Source organism: Paraburkholderia acidisoli, assembly GCF_009789675.1.
Classification (GTDB): Bacteria; Pseudomonadota; Gammaproteobacteria; order Burkholderiales; family Burkholderiaceae; genus Paraburkholderia; species Paraburkholderia acidisoli.
Window position 1 is genome coordinate 1,513,067 of record NZ_CP046913.1, and the last position, 18,096, is coordinate 1,531,162.

General features: G+C 66.6%; 14 protein-coding genes. 3 read left to right on the forward strand and 11 right to left on the reverse strand.

Annotation, left to right across the window (positions count from 1 at the left end; translation table 11 throughout):
* Positions 1–212 precede the first annotated feature (212 nt).
* The gene (locus tag FAZ98_RS06545) at positions 213–2,768 is read left to right on the forward strand and encodes a penicillin-binding protein 1A (protein WP_158949878.1); all 2,556 of its coding nucleotides are present in this window, start codon (positions 213–215) and stop codon (positions 2,766–2,768) included.
* Between the two features lie 291 nt (positions 2,769–3,059).
* Here FAZ98_RS06545 and FAZ98_RS06550 read toward each other — a convergent pair whose 3' ends face one another.
* The 6 genes from FAZ98_RS06550 to FAZ98_RS06575 all read right to left on the reverse strand — a co-directional run bounded on the left by FAZ98_RS06550 (position 3,060) and on the right by FAZ98_RS06575 (position 10,854).
* Positions 3,060–3,368: a hypothetical protein gene (locus FAZ98_RS06550; RefSeq protein WP_158949880.1), complete on the reverse strand. Its 309-nt coding sequence runs from the start codon at positions 3,366–3,368 to the stop codon at positions 3,060–3,062.
* Between the two features lie 385 nt (positions 3,369–3,753).
* Entirely contained in the window at positions 3,754–4,185 is a 432-nt protein-coding gene (locus tag FAZ98_RS06555) for a hypothetical protein (RefSeq protein ID WP_158949882.1), read from the reverse strand.
* Positions 4,186–4,422: 237 nt separating this feature from the next.
* The gene (locus FAZ98_RS06560) at positions 4,423–5,028 is read right to left on the reverse strand and encodes a 2-hydroxychromene-2-carboxylate isomerase (protein WP_158949883.1); all 606 of its coding nucleotides are present in this window, start codon (positions 5,026–5,028) and stop codon (positions 4,423–4,425) included.
* 77 nt (positions 5,029–5,105) lie between these two features.
* The gene (locus FAZ98_RS06565; protein ID WP_158949885.1) at positions 5,106–6,614 is read right to left on the reverse strand and encodes an efflux transporter outer membrane subunit; all 1,509 of its coding nucleotides are present in this window, start codon (positions 6,612–6,614) and stop codon (positions 5,106–5,108) included.
* Positions 6,611–9,769, reverse strand: coding sequence for an efflux RND transporter permease subunit (locus FAZ98_RS06570; RefSeq protein ID WP_158949887.1), 3,159 nt, complete (start codon positions 9,767–9,769; stop codon positions 6,611–6,613). The genes FAZ98_RS06565 and FAZ98_RS06570 overlap by 4 nt, the downstream gene beginning before the upstream one ends.
* Positions 9,766–10,854, reverse strand: coding sequence for an efflux RND transporter periplasmic adaptor subunit (locus FAZ98_RS06575; RefSeq protein WP_233272679.1), 1,089 nt, complete (start codon positions 10,852–10,854; stop codon positions 9,766–9,768). Before FAZ98_RS06575 ends, FAZ98_RS06570 begins: the two co-directional genes overlap by 4 nt.
* A gap of 372 nt (positions 10,855–11,226) precedes the next feature.
* On the opposite strand from FAZ98_RS06575, the gene FAZ98_RS06580 reads away from it, so the two are divergent.
* Positions 11,227–11,844, forward strand: a complete 618-nt coding sequence (locus tag FAZ98_RS06580) for a TetR/AcrR family transcriptional regulator (RefSeq protein ID WP_158949889.1) — start codon at positions 11,227–11,229, stop codon at positions 11,842–11,844.
* Positions 11,845–11,886: 42 nt separating this feature from the next.
* Here FAZ98_RS06580 and FAZ98_RS06585 read toward each other — a convergent pair whose 3' ends face one another.
* From FAZ98_RS06585 to FAZ98_RS06605, 5 genes are all read right to left on the reverse strand, one after another.
* Complete coding sequence (locus FAZ98_RS06585) at positions 11,887–12,117, reverse strand: DUF2795 domain-containing protein (RefSeq protein ID WP_158949891.1); 231 nt, start codon at positions 12,115–12,117, stop codon at positions 11,887–11,889.
* 253 nt (positions 12,118–12,370) lie between these two features.
* Positions 12,371–12,637 carry a hypothetical protein gene (locus FAZ98_RS06590; protein ID WP_158949893.1) on the reverse strand — a complete coding sequence of 89 codons (267 nt, stop codon included), beginning with the start codon at positions 12,635–12,637 and terminating at the stop codon, positions 12,371–12,373.
* Positions 12,638–12,894: 257 nt separating this feature from the next.
* Complete coding sequence (locus FAZ98_RS06595) at positions 12,895–14,643, reverse strand: ClcB-like voltage-gated chloride channel protein (RefSeq protein WP_158949895.1); 1,749 nt, start codon at positions 14,641–14,643, stop codon at positions 12,895–12,897.
* Between the two features lie 175 nt (positions 14,644–14,818).
* Complete coding sequence (locus FAZ98_RS06600; RefSeq protein WP_158949897.1) at positions 14,819–15,553, reverse strand: glutathione S-transferase; 735 nt, start codon at positions 15,551–15,553, stop codon at positions 14,819–14,821.
* 293 nt (positions 15,554–15,846) lie between these two features.
* Positions 15,847–16,917: a YeiH family protein gene (locus FAZ98_RS06605; protein WP_158949899.1), complete on the reverse strand. Its 1,071-nt coding sequence runs from the start codon at positions 16,915–16,917 to the stop codon at positions 15,847–15,849.
* A 133-nt stretch (positions 16,918–17,050) separates the two neighbouring features.
* On the opposite strand from FAZ98_RS06605, the gene FAZ98_RS06610 reads away from it, so the two are divergent.
* Positions 17,051–17,983 (forward strand): LysR family transcriptional regulator, encoded by a 933-nt coding sequence (locus FAZ98_RS06610; protein ID WP_158949901.1) that lies wholly within the window; start codon positions 17,051–17,053, stop codon positions 17,981–17,983.
* Positions 17,984–18,096: the final 113 nt, after the last annotated feature.

Consider the following 18,096-nt stretch of genomic DNA (forward strand, 5'->3'; position numbering starts at 1 on the left):
ACATTTCGCGATGTTGCCCGCAGCAAGGCGATACCGCGAATGGGCGCGCCGTCTGGCGTGCCGCGTGACCGGACGGGGGCGTTGCCGGTCGCGCCGCGTCGTCGGCCAGGCCGGCGGCGCCGTGCCGTACTGGCGCCATGACGCCATGATCGAGATCCATGCGCGCGACCATCGCGCAGACGGCGTGCGAAGACGCGCCAATCATTCCAGTCATGCCTATCATCAAACGACCGCCTTCACCGCAGTACCCGAACGACGATCGGGAACCTTCCTTCAACACCGGACGCCAGCCGCCGCGCCGCAACGAACCGCCATCGGGCGGGAACGGCGGCGGAGGTAGCCCGGGCGGCGCCGGCGCTTCCGGCAACGGCCGCGGTCCGCGCCGGCGCTCGCTCGGCGCCTCGATCGCGCTGTGGTTCGTCGGCATCATCGCGGCGTGCGGCGTGGTGGGTGCGCTCGTCGTAGGCTACGCGCTCGTCGTCATGGGACCGCAGCTGCCGTCGCTCGACGCGCTCACGAACTATCAGCCGAAGGTGCCGCTGCGCATCTATACGGCCGATCACGTGCTGATCGGCGAGTTCGGCGAAGAGCGCCGTCAACTCGTGCGCTTCCAGGACATCCCCGACGTGCAGAAGAAAGCGGTGCTCGCGATCGAGGACTATCGCTTCTACGAACACGGCGGCGTGGACTTCGTCGGCATCCTGCGCGCGGGCGTCACCGACCTGATGCACGGCGGCGCCTCGCAGGGCGCGAGCACGATCACCATGCAGGTCGCGCGCAACTTCTTCCTCTCGAGCGAGAAGACCTACACGCGCAAGATCTACGAGATGCTGCTCGCGTACAAGATCGAGCGCGCGCTCACCAAGGACCAGATTCTCGAGCTGTACATGAACCAGATTTATCTGGGGCAGCGCGCGTACGGCTTCTCGGCGGCGGCGCGCGTGTACTTCGGCAAGGACCTCAAGGACATCACGCTGGCGCAGGCCGCGATGCTCGCGGGCTTGCCGAAGGCACCTTCGGCGTATAACCCGATCGTCAATCCGCACCGCGCGAAGATCCGCCAGGAGTACATCCTCAAGCGCATGCTCGATCTCGGTTACATCAACCAGGCGCAGTACGACGAAGCGATGAAGGAACCCATCGTGACGAAGACCGCCGGCACCGAGTACAACGTGCACGCGGAATATGTCGCGGAAATGGTGCGTCAGATGATGTACGCGCAGTACAAGGACGAAACCTACACGCGCGGTCTCACGGTCACGACGACGATCGATTCCGGCGATCAGGACGCGGCGTACGCCGCCGTGCGCAAGGGCGTAATGGACTACGAGCGCCGTCACGGCTATCGCGGCCCGGAAGGCTTCGTGCAACTGCCGGCAGCCGGCGACGACCGCGATCAGGCCATCGACGACGCGCTCACCGATCACCCCGACAACGGCGACATCGTCTCGGCCGTGGTGACCGACGCGGGCCCGAAGGCGGTGACCGCGCAACTGCTCGACGGCACCAGCATCAAGGTGACGGGCGAGGGCCTGCGCTTCGTCGCGGCCGGGCTGTCGTCGCGCGCCTCGCAGGCGCTGCGCATTCGCCCGGGTTCGATCGTGCGCCTGATGGCCGACGCCAAGGGCAACTGGCAGATCACGCAACTGCCGCAGGTGGAAGGCGCGCTGATCTCGCTCACGCCGCAGGACGGCGCGATTCGCGCGCTGATCGGCGGCTTCGACTTCAACAAGAACAAGTTCAACCACGTGACGCAAGCCTGGCGCCAGCCGGGTTCGAGCTTCAAGCCGTTCATCTATTCGGCCTCGCTCGAAAAGGGCCTGGGACCGGCGACCATCATCAACGACGCGCCGCTGTACTTCCCGCCCAGCACGCCCGGCGGCGATGCGTGGGAACCGAAGGACGACGACCAGCCCGATGGTCCGATGCCCATGCGTCTCGCGTTGCAGAAGTCGAAGAACCTCGTGTCGATCCGCATCCTCTCGTACATCGGCACGAAGTACGCGCAGGACTACGTCACGCAGCGGTTCGGTTTCGATGCCGACAAAACGCCGCCGTATCTGCCGATGGCGCTCGGCGCGGGCCTCGTCACGCCGTTGCAGTCGGCGGGCGCGTACAGCGTGTTCGCCAACGGCGGCTATCGCATCAACCCGTATCTCATCGCCGAAGTCGACGATGCGCACGGTCAGCCGATCCTGCGCGCGACGCCGCTCGTGGCGGGTCGCAACGCGCCGCAGACGCTCTCGCCGCGCAACGCGTATGTGATGAACAGCCTGCTGCATTCGGTGGCGACGGCGGGGACGGGCGCGGGCACCAATGTCCTGCATCGCAACGACCTGCAAGGCAAGACGGGTACGACCAACGACGCGCACGACGGCTGGTTCGCCGGTTATCAGCGTTCGCTCGTGGCGGTGGCGTGGATGGGTTACGACCAGCCGAAGAGTCTCGGTAGCCGCGAATTCGGCGCGCAGCTCGCGCTGCCGATCTGGGTCGAGTACATGCAGCGCGCGCTGCGCGGCGTGCCGCAGGAAGAGCCGGCCATGCCCGAGGGTCTCACCACGCTCAACGGTGAGCTGTACTTCTCCGACATGACGCCGGGCAACGGTTTTGTTTCGGCGATCGGTCTGGATTCCGCGAATCCCGCGGGCGCGGCCAGCGACGCGAGCGGCGCGACGGGCTCGATGGGGCCGGGCGGCATGACGCCGCCGAGCGTGACGAACTCGGAGAAGCAGCAGATCATGGATCTGTTCGAATCCAACAAGCCTTGAGGGTTTTGGTTTAGCAAGGCGGCGAGGAAAACAGCACGGCGCGTCGGCAACGGCGCGCCGTGTTTTTTATTGCGCGGGGAAAGTTGTTGTGCGGCAAGGCGTTGGTGAGGATGTCCAGGGGTTTTGCACAGGGCTGTGAACAAAAACTGTGGACAAGTTTTGCGCGCAGAATCTGTGATCCGTCAACAAATGGCACACGAACATCGGTGCCTGTTCACGGCAACGGCAACGGCAACGGCATCGCACCGGCTTGTCGCGCGAGCGGCTTCCCGTTTCGATAGCTCACGCAGTTCACGCGGCCGAAGGGGCGGGACTCAGCATGATGACGACACTCGCTCCATCGTTCGAGTCGATCATCGACGCTATGCATTCTTTCGTGTCGATGTCGAATACGCCGTCCTTGAGATGGATCGTCACGGTCGCGCCGGTGTGAAACGTCAGGTTGGTGACGGAGCTTTGGGCGGTTTGCTTGCGGGTTGCGCGTGAAAGTGCCAAGGCATCCACGAAGATCGCGCCAACCGGCTTTTGAGCCGGGCGATCTTGCTCCGCACCTGTGGCGTTGGGCCGTTCGTTGTTGATGGCTTGCTTACGGGTGTTCATTCGTCAGGCTCCTTGCGCCCGGACAATCCGGCGCTGTTGTGAGACATCCTGAACCCGTATGAGGCACGGTGATATCGAAAAGCTTCGAATGCCGTTTCGCCGAATCATCCGCCGTCTTCAAGCGACGTGGATTTCCCCGATGCGCTGCCATAAAAGCCATACGAAACAAGGCCGAACGCCGTGTGTTCCACGCTTATCCCCAGGCTTGTGAACAAAAACTGTGGACAACCCGCACGCCGACGTTGTCCACAGTTTCTGTTGATGCCCCTGTTCATAACCCTGGGATACCGAACTTAACTCCCTGATCCCAAAGCCATTGCGCGCCCGTATCACGCGTGCGTCACGAATGGGGCAAGCGCACAGCACACCGAAGCAATCGGCCGGCTCAAAACACGTCGTCGTATCGCAGTCCGAACGTTCTCGCCTTCGAGCCGCGCGTGTAGGTCACCGCCCAGTGCGCGAGCCACGCGCCCGTCAACGCGCCCAGTGCGTCGGCGAACAGATCCTTGTACGAGAAGCCGTCGGTGCGGCAGGTGCCGTCGAAGGTTTCCTTCAGGAGCCCCGGCACCGTGCCGATCAGCGTGCCGTAGACCACGGGATGATCCGTGTCGCGCGCGAGCCAGCCGCCGATCGCGCCGAAGGGCGCGGAAACCGCGAAGTGTTCAAGCTTGTCGGTGCCCGTCCAGCTGTCGCCGTTCTGAATGCGAAAGCCGCCACGTGAGCCCGCGCAGTCGAGGCTCGCGTGCGCGCCGGCACTCGCAAGACAGAGCAGGGCGACACACGCAGCCCGTTTCACGCAATTGACGTGATATCCCATGATCGTCATCTCTCAGGTAGTTAGCCTCGCGCGTTTGCGACTGATGCCGTCTCGTGCGCGCCGACCTCTCGGCCCGGGTTCCCATCAAAATTACGCAGGACTCCGCATTAAATTGATTGGTCGAACTCAGTTATTGCCGATTTAGGCCGGAGTCTATCAGCTTAGTCCTAAAAAATGGGGTCAGAAAATCCTGTCAGAGTTGCAGGATTCCGCACGGAGAACGGCGACGCGCACGCTTTATGGCGCGGTGGAGAGCGCTTCTACGATGGCGTCTTCGAGACGGTCGTTGCCCCAGAACATTTCCTTGCCGACGAAGAACGTCGGTGCGCCGAAAATGCCGAGCGCGCGTGCGCGTTGCGTGCGCTCACGCAGGCGTTGGCGGTTGTCCTCGGCGAGCGCGAGGGCGAGGACCGGTGCCGCTTCCACGCCGCGCGCCTCGAGCATGGCGCTGATCGCCTCGGGCGAATCCACTTCGCGATCTTCGCCGAAATTGCGCAGCATCACCGCGCGGCACCACGTGGGCAGCCACGGTTCGTCGGCGGCGAGCACGGCCACGCGCGTCGCGAGGAGCGCGCGGCGCGGAAACTCCGAGGGCGGCGCCCACGGCAGCGCGTATTTGCGGCATTGGCGCTCCATGTCGCGCATCACGTACACGCCTTTTTCCTTCTGCGCGACGAAGGGCGGCGCCTCCCAGCCGAGCGCGTCGAAAATCGGGCCGAGCAGGAACGGGCGCCAGCGCACCGTCACGCCCGCGCGCGTGGCGAGTTCGTCGATGCGCATGGCGCTCAGGTAGCTGTAATGGCTCGCGAGGTCGAACCAGAAGTCGAGGGAGGGCGCGGTCATGGCGACGACTCCTTGGGCACGCGCGGCGCCGGAGCGCGCCGTCGCGATTCGTCTATGGTACTCGCTTGCGGACGCGCTTAACGCGCCGCCGCCGGGGCTGCCGCGGCGGGCGTCTCCTCCGAAGCGGCTTTCGCGCCGCGATTGCCCACCGTTGCCGGATTCACCGGCGGGTTGCCCATCGCCTGGAAGAGCGCCGCCGTGTCCGTGAGCCGCGTGCCGCGATAGCGCACTTCGTCGAGCCGCGCATTGCGCCATTGCTGCTCGCTTTGCCGCACCGCATAGAGCGGCACCGCGCCGAGGCGGTAGCGCGCCTGGGTGTCGTCGTACACGCCTTGCGCGGTGCCCGCCGAGGTGCTGGCCGCGTCGAGCGCCTGCGCGTCGTGGTCGAGCGCCGCGAGCCGGTCCGCGACGTCCTGGAACGCCGTGAGCACGGTCTGCCTGTAGGTGTCGTTGGCGGCTTCGTACGATTGCAGCGCCGCGCGCCGCTGCGCGACGAGCGCGCCGCCGTGGAAGATCGGCTGCGTGAGCGACGCGCCGATCGCCCACAGCGCGCCCGCGCCCGAGGTGGCGATCGGCCAGTTGAAGCCGCCCTGGCCGAGTGCCGCCGAGAGCGTGATGCTCGGATACATCTGTGCGGTCGCCGCGCCCACTTCGGCCGCGGCGGCCACGAGCGTGGCCTCGGCGGCGGCGATGTCGGGGCGCGTGCGCAGCAGGTCGGACGGCACCACCACGGGCACCTGCGCCGGCAGCGTGAGGCTCGCGAGATCGAGGTCGGGCGGCGCCTGGTCGGGCGTGCGGCCGAGCAGCACGGCGAGCGCATGACGCATGGCGGTCCATTGCTGCTGCAAACCCGGCAGGCTCACCGAAAGCGCCGCGGCGCTCTGCTGGGCGCTCAGCACGTCGGTGCGCGACACCGCGCCGAGCGCATAGCGCTGCTGCACGTCGCTGGCCTGCGCGTTGGCGAGCGCGATGAGTTGTTCCGTCGTGTCGATCTGCGCATGCAGCGTAGCCGCACCGATCGCGCTCGTCACGATGTTCGCCGCGAGCGCGCGCTGTGCCGCCTCGTACTGGAACGCCTGCACGTTCACGCGCGAGGCGAGCGCGGCGTTGTTCAGGCGCGTCGCGCCGAACACGTCGAAGGTATAGCGCACGTCGATCAAGCCCGCGAACAGCGCGTATTGCAGCTTGTCGATGCCGAGTTGCGGCACGCCCGGCGCGCGCTGGCGTTGCGCCGTGCCGAGCGCATCCACCGTGGGCAGCAACGAACTGCCGATCTGGCCGCGCAGCTGCTCGCGCGCGCCTTGCAGACCGTGGTCGGCGGCGGCGAGGTTGGGGCTGTTCGCGAGGCCTTCGTTCACGAGCGCGTCGAGTGCGTCCGAGCGATAGAGCGTCCACCACTGCGGCACCGGGTGCGCGCCCGTCACGAACTGCTGCGCGACGCCCCCGGCCGCGACGGTCTGCGCGGGCTGGGGCTGCGCGCCGTAATGGTCGGGCTGCGGCATGGCGGGCGGTTCGCCCGTCGGGCCCAGCGCGCAACCCGCGAGCGCGAGCGCCATCGCAGTCAATATGGGCTTGAGCGTGTTCATGAGGCGTGTCCTCGCGCCGCGCCGGCTTCGCCCGCGTCGTTCGCATCGGTCTCGCTGCTGCGCACGCGGAACGCGGCGGCGTAGAGCGCGGGCAGGAAGAACAGCGTGAGCACGGTCGCGATGGTGATGCCGCCCATCAGCGCCGTCGCCATCGGCCCGAAAAAGTTCGAGCGCAACAGCGGAATGAGCGCGAGCACGGCGGCGGCGGCCGTCAGCATGATCGGGCGGAAGCGTCGCACGGTCGCGCCCACGATGGCGTCGAAGCGCTTGTGTCCCGCGCGGATGTCGGTTTCGATCTGGTCCACGAGAATGACCGAGTTGCGCATGATGATGCCGAACATGGCGATCACGCCGAGCATGGCGACGAAGCCGAACGGCTGCCGGAACAGCAGCAGCGCGATCACCACGCCGATCAGCCCGAGCGGCGCGGTCATCACGACCATCATCACGCGCGCGAGGCTCTGCAGCTGGATCATCAGGAGCGTGAGAACGGCGATCGCGAGGATCGGCAACTGCGCATAAATGGACGCCTGACCCTTCGCGCTTTCCTCCACCGAGCCGCCCACTTCGATGCGATAGCCGCCGGGCAGCGTGCGCCGGATCGCGTCGAGTTTCTTCTCCAGCGTGTGCGTGACGTCGATGCCTTGCGCGCCCGCGCGCACGTCCGACTGCACGGTGATGGTGGGCTGCCGGTCGCGCGACCAGATCACGCCGTATTCGAGGTCGTTGGCGAGGTGGCCGAGCGCCCCGAGCGGCACGGGACCGTTGGGCGTGGGCATCGCGAGCGTGACGAGCCGCGAGGGATCGACGCGCTCGGCGGCCGGCGCGCGCAGATCCACGCTGATGAGCTTGTCGCGTTCGCGATACTGCGTGACCGTGTAGCCCGAATACTGCATCTGCAAGAAGTTGGCGATGTCCTGGGTGGAGACGTTGAGCGCGCGCGCCTTCTGCTGGTCGATCTGGAAATGCAGCGAACGCTCGGCGGGTTCGTCCCAGTCGAAGTTGACGTTGTCGGTGCGCGAGTCGGCGCGCAGCGTGGCGGCCACACGATCGGCAATGCCGCGCACGGTCGCGATGTCGTCGCCGCTCACGCGAAACTGCACGGGATAGCCCACGGGCGGCCCGTTTTCCAGCCGCGAAATGCGTGTGCGCACGGCCGGGAACTGGTCGCGCAAACGCGGTTCGAGCCAGCTCGCAAGCTTCTCGCGATCGTCGATCGACTTCGTCGTGATGACGAACTGCGCGAAGTTGGGCTGCTGCAATTGCTGATCGAGCGGCAGATAAAACCGCGGCGCGCCCGTGCCGACGAAATCGATCGCGTGATCGATCTCGGGGCGACCTTTGAGCAGGGTTTCGAGGCGCTTCGTCTCGCGCAGCGTGGCGTCGAACGCGGCGCCTTCGGGCAGCCTCACGTCGACGAGCAATTCCGGCCGGTCCGAACTCGGGAAGAATTGCTGCGGCACGAGCGTGAAGCCCGCGAGCGCGATCACGAACAGCACGAGCGTGAGGACGAGCACGATCACGTGGCGCTCGATACACCAGCCGATCCAGCCGCGCAAACGGCCGTAGAACCGCGTGTCGTAGATCTCGTGCTCGTGGTGTTCAGGGTGGGCGTCGTGCGCGGCGTTCGGGTCGGCCTTGCGCTCGGGCAGCAGGCGATAGCCGAGCAGCGGAATCAGCACGACGGCGGCGAACCACGAGGCGATCAACGCAATGGCGGAGACCTGGAAGATCGAGCGCGTGTATTCGCCGGTGCTCGACTTTGCGAGCACGATCGGCAGAAAACCGGACACGGTCACGAGCGTGCCCGTGAGCATGGGGAACGCCGTGCTGGTGTAGGCGAACGCGGCGGCGCTCGCGCGGCTCCAGCCTTGCGCGAGCTTCACGGCCATCATTTCTACGGAGATGATGGCGTCGTCCACGAGCAGGCCCAGTGCGAGCACGAGCGTGCCGAGCGACACCTTGTGCAGGCCAATGCCGAACAGATACATGGCGAGCGAGGTGACGGCGAGCACGATGGGAATGGTGATCACGACCACCATGCCCGTGCGCACGCCCAGTGAGACGAGGCTCACGAGCAGCACGATGCCCACGGCTTCGGCCACGGCCTCGACGAAGTCGTCGACTGAACGCGATACGGCGTGCGGCATGCTGGACACTTCGACGAGCTTGAGGCCCACGGGAAGTTGCGCGCGCAACTGGTCAATACGCGTGTCGAGCGCTTTGCCGAGGCGGATCACGTCGCCGCCGGGCTGCATCGTCAGGCCGATGCCGAGCACGGCCTGGTTCTGGAAGCGCATCTGCGTGGCGGGCGGATCGTCGTAGCCGCGCCGGATCGTGGCGATGTCGCCCAGGCGAAAGGTGCGGTCGTTCACGCGCACCAGCGTGTTGGCGATTGCGTTGAGATCGTCGAACTGGCCGCTCGGGCGCACGAACACGCGGTCGTCCGCGGTGGTGAGCGTGCCCGCGGGCGAGACGCTGTTCTGCGCGCCGATCACCTGGCCGAGCTGCGTGGGCGAAATGCCGAGGCGTGTGAGCTGCGTGTTCGGAATCTCGATGTAGATGCGCTCCTTCTGGTCGCCGAAATAATCGACCTTGCCCACGTCCGGCACGTGCAGCAGTTGCTCGCGCAGTTTGTCGGCGTAATCGTGCAGCTGGGCGGGCGAAAAGCCGTCGCCCTCCAGCGCGTAGAGGTTGGTGTAGACGTCGCCGAACTCGTCGTTGAAGAACGGGCCTTGCACGCCTTGCGGCAGCGTGGGCGCGATGTCGCCCACTTTCTTGCGCACCTGATACCACGTCTCGCGCACCTCGCTCACGGGCGCGGAGTCCTTCATCGTGAAGAAGACGAGCGATTCGCCGGGTCGCGAGTAGCTGCGCAAAAAGTCGATGTACGGCGTTTCCTGCAGCTTGCGACCGATGCGGCTCGTGACTTCGTCCTCGACCTGGCGCGCGGTGGCGCCGGGCCAGAAGGTCTGGATCACCATCACGCGGAACGTGAAGGGCGGGTCTTCGGACTGCGCGAGACGCGTGTAGGCGAGCGCGCCAAAAATAGTTGCGAGCGCAACGATAAAGGTGACGAGCGCGCGATGCCGCAGCGCCCACGCGGAAAGATTGAAGCGGCCTTCTTCGTGATCGGAACCGGGTACTGCGCTCATGACGCGAAGTCCTCGGGGTGCAGCGGCGCGACCGGATGCACCTGCTGGCCCGCATGCACCGTGTGCACGCCTTGCAGCACGATGCGCTCGCCGTCCTGCAGGCCGCCCGTGAGCGTGACCGTGCGCGCGCCGTAGCTCGCAATGCTCACGCGGCGCAGTTGCAGCACGTTGTCGGGCGCGTGCACGACCCAGATCGCGGGCGCGGTGCCGTCGTGGAAGAGGGCGGTGGCGGGCACGGTGAAGCTCGCGCTGGCATTTGGCTGGGGCGCGGCGGCGAAGGCGATGTCGGCGGTCATGCCGAGGCGCACGTCGGTGTCGGGGTGTTCGAGCGTGAGCTTCGCACGCCACGTGCGGCTTTGCGGGTCTGCCGCGGCGGCGAGTTCGCGCAAGCGCGCGGCGTACTTCCGGCCGGGCAGCGCGGCGAGCGTGACCTCTGCGGTGTCGCCGGTGTGCAGGCCCGCGATGGCGGCTTCGGGCAGGTCGCTCACCACGTCGACTTCGCCGGTCCACGCGAGTTGATACACGGCCTGGCCCGCCTGCACGTTCTGGCCCGTGTCGGCGTTCTCGGCGGTGATGACACCCGCGTGATCGGCCACGAGTTGCGTGTAGCGGCGTTGATCCTGCGCGAGCGCGAGTTGCTGCTGCGCCTGAGCGCGCTGCGCCGCGGCCGAGGCGTAAGCGTCCTGCGTCTGTTCGAGTTGCGCACGGGCGATGAGATTGGCCTGCGCCTGCGCGGTGTCGCGATCGAGTTGCTGCTTCGCGAACTGATAGCGATGCTGCGCGGCGTCGTATTGGGCCTGCGCGCTCGCGGCGTTCTTGTCGTAATCGCCCGGATCGAGGCGCGCGAGCGTCTGGCCGGCCTTGACGCTGTCGCCGAGCCGCACGCTGCGCTCGACGATCTTGCCGTTCACGCGAAACGAGAGCGGCGTGACGTTGCGCGCCTGGACTTCGCCGGGATAGCGGCTGCGCGCGGCGGCGGTACCGCCGTTGCCGTTCGCGTGGATCGTCATCGACACGACCGGGCGCGGCTGCGGCGGCGCCTCTTTCTGCTTGCCGCAGGCGGCGAGCAACGCGAAACCGAGCACAGCGCAAACCTGGACAACGGTCTGCGCGGAGGCGCGCGCTGCGCCATGCCACCGCGCGGCGCGCCTGAACTCACCGGAACCACTGCGCAACCTGCGGGATGCGCCACGAACGCAACGATTCACCTGGACCTCGACGCCTTGCGCGCATGCAGGCGCGGCGCGGCTCGCTTGCCGCGAGGCCGTGGGCGTCTCCGTTTGCGCTGCCGTTGAGCCGCGGACCGCGCGTCATGCACACGGGTCCGGGCTGGGATAGTGCACTGAATTCTAATACACAGTTGTATCTGAGTGCGGATTTGAATCCGAGGAATGATTCAGTGCTAGACTCGCGCCAATGCCAATCGAATCGTTTTTCGAATTAACGTCCCCCACGCAATGAAGCGCACCCGACTCACCCGCGAGCAGAGCCGCGACCAGACGCGCGCGCGCCTGCTCGACGCCGCGCAGGCCATGTTCATGAAGAAGGGCTTCGTGGGCGCGAGCGTCGAGGACATTGCGCTGGCCGCGGGCTACACGCGCGGCGCGTTCTACTCCAACTTTTCGAGCAAGTCCCAGTTGCTCGTCGAACTGCTGCGGCGCGATCACGACGCCATGCAGGTGCAGCTGCGCGCGATCTTCGAGGGCGAGGCCACGCGCGAGGAGATGGAAGCGCGGGTGTTGAGCTTCTACAGCCGCATGCCGCAGGACAACAAGCTGTTCCTGCTTTGGGTCGAAGCGAAACTCCTGGCCGCGCGCGACGCGCGCTTTCGCGTGCGCTTCAACGCGTTCATGAAAGAGAAGCGCGAACGGCTCGCCGCGTATATCGAGGAATTTTCGGCGCGCGTGGGTACGCCGGTGCCGCTCGATCCGGAACTGCTGGTGGTGGGTTTGATCGGCTTGTGCGACGGCGTGCAGTTTTTCGCGACCGCCGATCCGCAACATGTCACGCCGCCGCTCGTGGAGGCGGTACTGGGGCAATTCTTCGCGCGCGTGGTGTTCGGCCGCGCGCCCTGATTTTTCGCCGATTTTCCGCCGATCCCGGTACGCCGGTGGCGGTCAGGCGCCTACGCCCGGCCCGTAATTGCTGCCGATCAGCCGCGTCACCGACGCCACGTCCTGATAATCCTGCTCGGGCATGCCGTCGAGGATCGCGAGCACTTCGTTGCTCGCGCCCGCCGACTGCGCGGCGTCCACGAGTTCATCCTTGTTCGCGGGCCAGTGCACTTCGCGCAGGACATCGGCGAATTGCAGGTCGATGGGTTCGTCGGGAATGCTGGAAGCGGGCATGGAGGGGTGTCCTTGGGTGCGTTGATCACGGGTTGACGCCGCTGCCTGGGCGCTTGCCGTGTTGAATCGAGCCGATGCGAATTGCGAAAGCGATCTGGCACGCGCGGTGTAACGGATCGAGCATACCCAATTCGCCCCGACGATCGCATGCGCGCGCTCAGCGACGTGCGGCGTTCACAGCGCAACACGCAACGGTCGCGGCGGCATTCGAGCGCGCCGCGCATCAATCTGTGCCGGGATCTTCCGCAAACGCTCAAGTCTGCTGATGAATATCGGGACTGAGCGTTTTATCCAGCCGATGCGACTTGGGTATCGTGAGGTATTCCCAGCGCTGCGGACCGGTCGAGGCGGAAACCGGCACGTCGGGCGCAGGCGGCGCCACCGGCACGTCGGCCTGCATTGGAACGTGGGGTGCAGCAACGCTGACCCGCGTGGCGGGCGCGTCCTGCGCGGTGCGTACCGGAGCGGCAAAGCACGATGCCGACAACAGCACGGTGGTCAACACTGTCGAGGTTTTCATCGCTCGACCTCCTTTCTCATGCGGCCCACTGGCCACAGCAAGGCCCGTACCGCGACCGTCCGGCATGGCGCCGGCGCGCCGCTGCGCCGAATGTGCACGGCCGGCCGGCATGAATGACGCAGGCTGACAGCGGGCACGCACGGGCGCGTACGGTACTTCCCATCATGGCAGGATTTGCGCGGGCGCGCATCGCACGTCGGTGCTTTTTCGGAATCTGGCGATCACGCCCCGATTACAGCCTTCGTCGCGCGAAGGCTTTATCGCGCCGCGTTCATGCGCTGGTACGCATCGAGCAGCGACGTCTTGTAGACGACGCCCGCGAGCTTGGGCTCGCGCGTGCTTTCGATCACCGGCAGGCGCTCGCCCTGAAACGACATGAAGTGCTGCAGGCCCACGGCGAGCGGCATGTCGGGCGTAAGCACGTCGAAGGTCGGCTTGAGGTAGTCGCAGGCGCGTTTCGCCGAGGTATCGCGTTTTTGCAGCAGGTCGGAGGTGATGTCGGCGAGGGCGACTGCGCCGAGGAAGCGGCCGGTTTCGTCGGTGACATAAAGATATTTCACCGGATATTCCAGAAACACGCGCGTCATGTCCTGCACGGTGGCGTTGTCCTGCACCACGGTATCGGCGGGGCGGATCAGCTCGCGCATTTGCGTCATGCGCAGCCGCAGGCGTTCGGCTTCCTCGCGGTTGCGGTGCAGCGTGATCTCGTACATCGACGCCTTGCCGGTCGCGCGCGCCACGAAATATGCCACCACGCACGAGAGCATGAGCGGCAGCACCACCTGATAGCTCAGTGTCATCTCGAAAATCATCAGGATCGCCATGAGCGGCGCCTGGGTCGCGCCCGCGAGAAACGCACCCATGCCCACCATCGCATAGGCGAACGGCGCCGAGGTGCCGTGCGGCCAGAGCGCGTGCATGCCCTGGCCGAACAGGCAGCCGAGCACGGCGCCCATGAACAGCGTGGGCGTGAAGACGCCTCCCACCGCGCCCGACCCGACCGTGGCGGCCGTGGCAACGAGCTTGAACACCAGCACCGTGGCGAGCGCGGTCCACGTCCACGGCGAATGCAGGATCGAGTTCACCACGCTGTAGCCGTTGCCCCATACCTCGGGCGTGCGCACGGAGAGCACGCCGCACACGAGGCCGCCGAGCGCGAGCTTCACGGGCAGCGGCGCCTTCAGGCGCGTGAAACCGGTCTTGGCGCGATCCATCATCGAAAGGAATTGCGGCGCGAGCACCCCGCACAGCAGGCCGAGCGCGACGAACAGCAGCACTTCCACGCCCGTTACGGCGGGAAACACCGGCATCTCGTAAGGCGGTTTGTAGCCCGCGAATTCGCGCATCGTGATATTGGCGACGACGGACGCCACCACGATCGGCCCGAAGCTCTCCATGACGATCGAGCCGAGCACGATTTCGGTGACGAAGAAGGCGCCCGCGATGGGCGCGTTGTACGCGGAGGTGATACCGGCGGCCGCGCCGCACGCGACCAGCAAGCGCAGGCGCGCGGGATCGAAGTGCACCCAGCGGCCGATCAGCGAGGCCGCGAGCGCGGCCAGTTGCACCATCGGGCCTTCGCGGCCGATCGAACCGCCGCTCGCGATCGTGAACAACGAGGAAATGCTGCGCCACAGGCTCTTGCCGACCGGCATCACGCCGTCGCCGATCGCCACGGCTTCCACGTAGTCGGTGTGGATCGGCTTGCCGCCCGCGTCGCCGCTCGACTTGCGCTTCGCCATCAGCAGAATGCAGCCGGCCACGAAACCGCCCGCCGTCGGCAAACCCACGCGCATGGGCCACGGCAGGCGCCGCGCCATCTCCACGAAACTGCCTTCGCTGCCCGTGAACAGAATCTGCAGATGCGCGATGCCCTCGCGGAACAGCACGGTCGCGAACGCGCCCGCCACGCCCACGATGACCGACCAGATCAGCATCGTGTGGGCGTCGGAAAGACGGAAGAGATCGCGGGCGCGGGTGCGCAGTTTCAGCAGGAATGACAGCACGGCAGGCGGTTCGGGTGAGAGGGAAAGGAAAGCCGCGCGTGCAGGGTACGCGACGCGCGGCGGGAACACAAACTCGCGCGCCGCGACAGAGGCGCGGCGCGGGCGGAATCGGCGGAAAACTTGACGAAAGTCGCGACGCGCGCGGCTCGGGCAAGCGTCGCGCGGGCGCGCGGGCTCAGCGCTTCGCTTTGTCGAGTTCCGGGTAGTGGCGGAAGATGCCGGTCTCGTTGAACGGAATGCGTCTCGGCGAGGCCAGATACGCGGCGATATGCGGGCGCGTTTCCACCGCGTCGTGCAGCGCGACGCAATGCGGGTAGTGATCCGCGAAATGCTTCGTGGCTTTCGGAAACGCGTAGCGCAAGCCTTCGACGATCTGGAATAGCGAGAGATCGACATAGGTGAGCGCGCCGCCGACCAGATGCTTCGGGCCGTGCGGATTCTGCGCGAGCACGCGCTCGAAATAGCCCATGAACTTCGGGATGCGGTTGTCGATGAAGTCGGTCGCGCGCGCCTTCGCCTCGGCTTTCTGCTCTTCGTAGTAAAGACCGCTCGCGATCGGGTGATGCGTGTCGTGCGCCTCGGTCACGAGGTCGGCGATCGTCAGTTGCAGGCCGTTCGCCACGTAGCGCAAGCCTTCGTCGCGTGGCGCGAGTTCGAGCTTCGGCCCGAGGTAGAACAGGATGTTGGCGGTTTGCGCGATCGTCAGATCGCCGTCCTTGAGGAAGGGCGGCGCGTAAGGCGGATAGGGCGCCTCGGTGTCGAGCGCGGCCAGTAACGCGTCGGTGCCGAGACCGTTCTTTTTCGCGCCGCGCGCGACATCCACGTAAGGCGCCTGCGCTTCTTCGAGCGCGAGCCGCACGAATTCGCCGCGGCCTTGCAGGCCGTCCCAGTAATAGAGCTCGTATGCCATCGGTCGTGTCCTTGCGTCGGTTGCCGTGCGCGCCACGGCTTGCGCGGCCGCTGTCCACGCGGCGGGCAGCGGCGCGGATCAGCGCGCGCAACCGGCGCGCCTGCAAGGCGCGGCGAGTGCGAAGGGCGATGCCAACGCGGCGGCGGGTGCCGATGCAGCGGCCGCGCCGGTTCCGGTCGACCTCGATTGCAACGCCCTCGAGACGACGCCCGGAAACGCAAAAAGCCCCGCGCGGTGCGGGGCTGAGGGCGAGGGGGCGGCGCGGGGCCGCGTGGCGGTCGCGCATGCGCGTTTCAACCAAACAGACGCTCCACGCCCCAGGTGATGCCGAGGCCGCCGATCGTCAGCCAGAGATACACGATCAGACCGGCGGAGAGCGCACGCGGACCGGCTTCGCGAATCTGCGAGACGCGCGTTTCGATGCCGAGCGCCGTCATGGCCATGGTCAAGGCGAAGGTGTCGAGCGTGTTGATCGTGTGGGTCGCGACTTCGGGCAGCACGTGCAGCGAATTCACCACCACGAGCGCGAGGAAGCCGAGCGCGAACCACGGCACCGCGACCTTGCGCGCCCCGGTTTTCTGCGCCGAGGTGCCGCGCGCCGTGCGGTTGAGCCACATGCCGAGCACCAGCAGCACCGGCACGAGCAACATCACGCGCGTCATCTTGACGATGGTGGCGATATGCGTGGCTTCCGGGCTCACGTTGCTCGCGGCGCCCACGACCTGCGCGACTTCGTGAATCGTGCCGCCGAAGAAGAGACCCGCGCCGAGCGTGTCGAGGTGCAGCCAGCCCGCGCGATACACCACCGGATACATGAACATCGAGAGCGTGCCGAACAGCACCACGCTGCCCACGGCCATCGCGCTCTTGTGCGGCTTCGATTGCAGCGTGGATTCGAACGCGAGCACGGCGGCCGCGCCGCAAATTGCGCTGCCGGCGGCGGTGAGCAGCGCCGTGTCGCGGTCGAGCTTCATGATTTTCGTGCCGACCCACGTGCCGATCACGAGCGTGCTCACGACGATCACCGCCGATTCGACCAGCCCCGGCACGCCCACCTGCGCGATTTCCTGCAGGCTCACGCGCAAGCCGAAAAAGCCCACGGCGATGCGCAGCAGCTTGCGCGCCGAGAAGTTCACGCCCGCCGCCCAGCTTTCCGGCATGCCGTCGCGCAGCGCATTGCCATAAATGGCGCCCGCGACGATGCCGACGATCAGCGGGCTCATGCCGAGCTTCGCGATGGCGGGCAGCGACGACAGACTCGTGACGGCCGCCGCGAACAGCGCGACGAACAGCACGCCGTTGAGCTGGCCGCGCGTGGACGGCGGCGAGTGCGATGCGACGGTGGATGACGGTGCGGCGGACATCTCGGCCTCTCTCTGCTGAGTTGGACTTGAAGATCGGCTAGCGATCGAATGGTCTAATCCTAAATTGAATATATCGATATGAAAAATCGTCATTTACGAAGTAAACTATCAGCAAAGCCTATAATTCACGCCGATGACCCCGGAACAACTGATAACCTTCGCCGCCGTCGCCGAACATCGCAACATCAGCCGGGCGGCGCTCGCGCTGCATCTGTCGCAGCCCGCCGTCTCCGGACAGCTCAAGCTGCTGCAGGAGGAATTCGGCGAGCCGCTGTATCTGCGTGACGGGCGCGGCGTGCGCCTCACGCCCACGGGCGAGCAACTCGCCGGCTATGCGAGCCGCCTGCGCGACACCTGGCGCGACGCGCTGGCGTTTCGCGACGCCTTGCGCGGGCTGGAGCGCGGCACGCTGCGCATCGGCGCGACCACCACGCCCGCGAGCTACCGGCTGCCGTATCTCGTGGCGCAGTTCCACGCGCGCTATCCCGAGGTGAAGCTGGAAACGTCGAGCGGCAATACGACGGATGTCGTCGGCATGCTGGGCAACGTCGACATCGCGCTGATCGAAGGGCCGGTGGGCGAGCAGTTGCCGCCCGACACGGCCGTGCATCCGTGGCTCGAGGACGAGATCGTGGCGATCGTGCCGCGCGGCCACGCGCTATTCGACGCGGCGGACGCGGGGGAAGGGGGAGCGGCGAGCGAACGCGTCGCCATCGGCGACCTCGCGCAATGGCCGCTGGTGCTGCGCGAAGACGGCTCGGGCGTGCGTCAGGTCGTGGAACGCGCGTTCGCGCGCGCGGGCGCGCCCATGCGCGTCGCGCTCGAAATTGCGGGCGTGGAGGGCGTGAAAGAGGCGGTGCGCGCGGGCATGGGCATCGGTTTCGTCTCGGCAATGTCGATGCGGCACGAAAACGGCGCCTTGCGACAGATTCGCTTAGGCCCGCAAGCGCTCGCGCGGCGTTTCTCGATTCTCGTCCCCCATGCGGGCGCGGCGTCGCGCGTGGCGCAGCGCTTCCTGGCGTTGTGTCTCGGCGAGCTTCCCCCAAGCGAGGTTCCCGGCGCCTGACCCAGGGCATTCCACAATGGCGCGCTTTGGCGGCGGCGCGCAGTATCCGCTCTTATCGACGGCGCGCAGGCGCTTTTTTTCGAACCTCGTTTGGAACCGGTTCCAAAAAATAG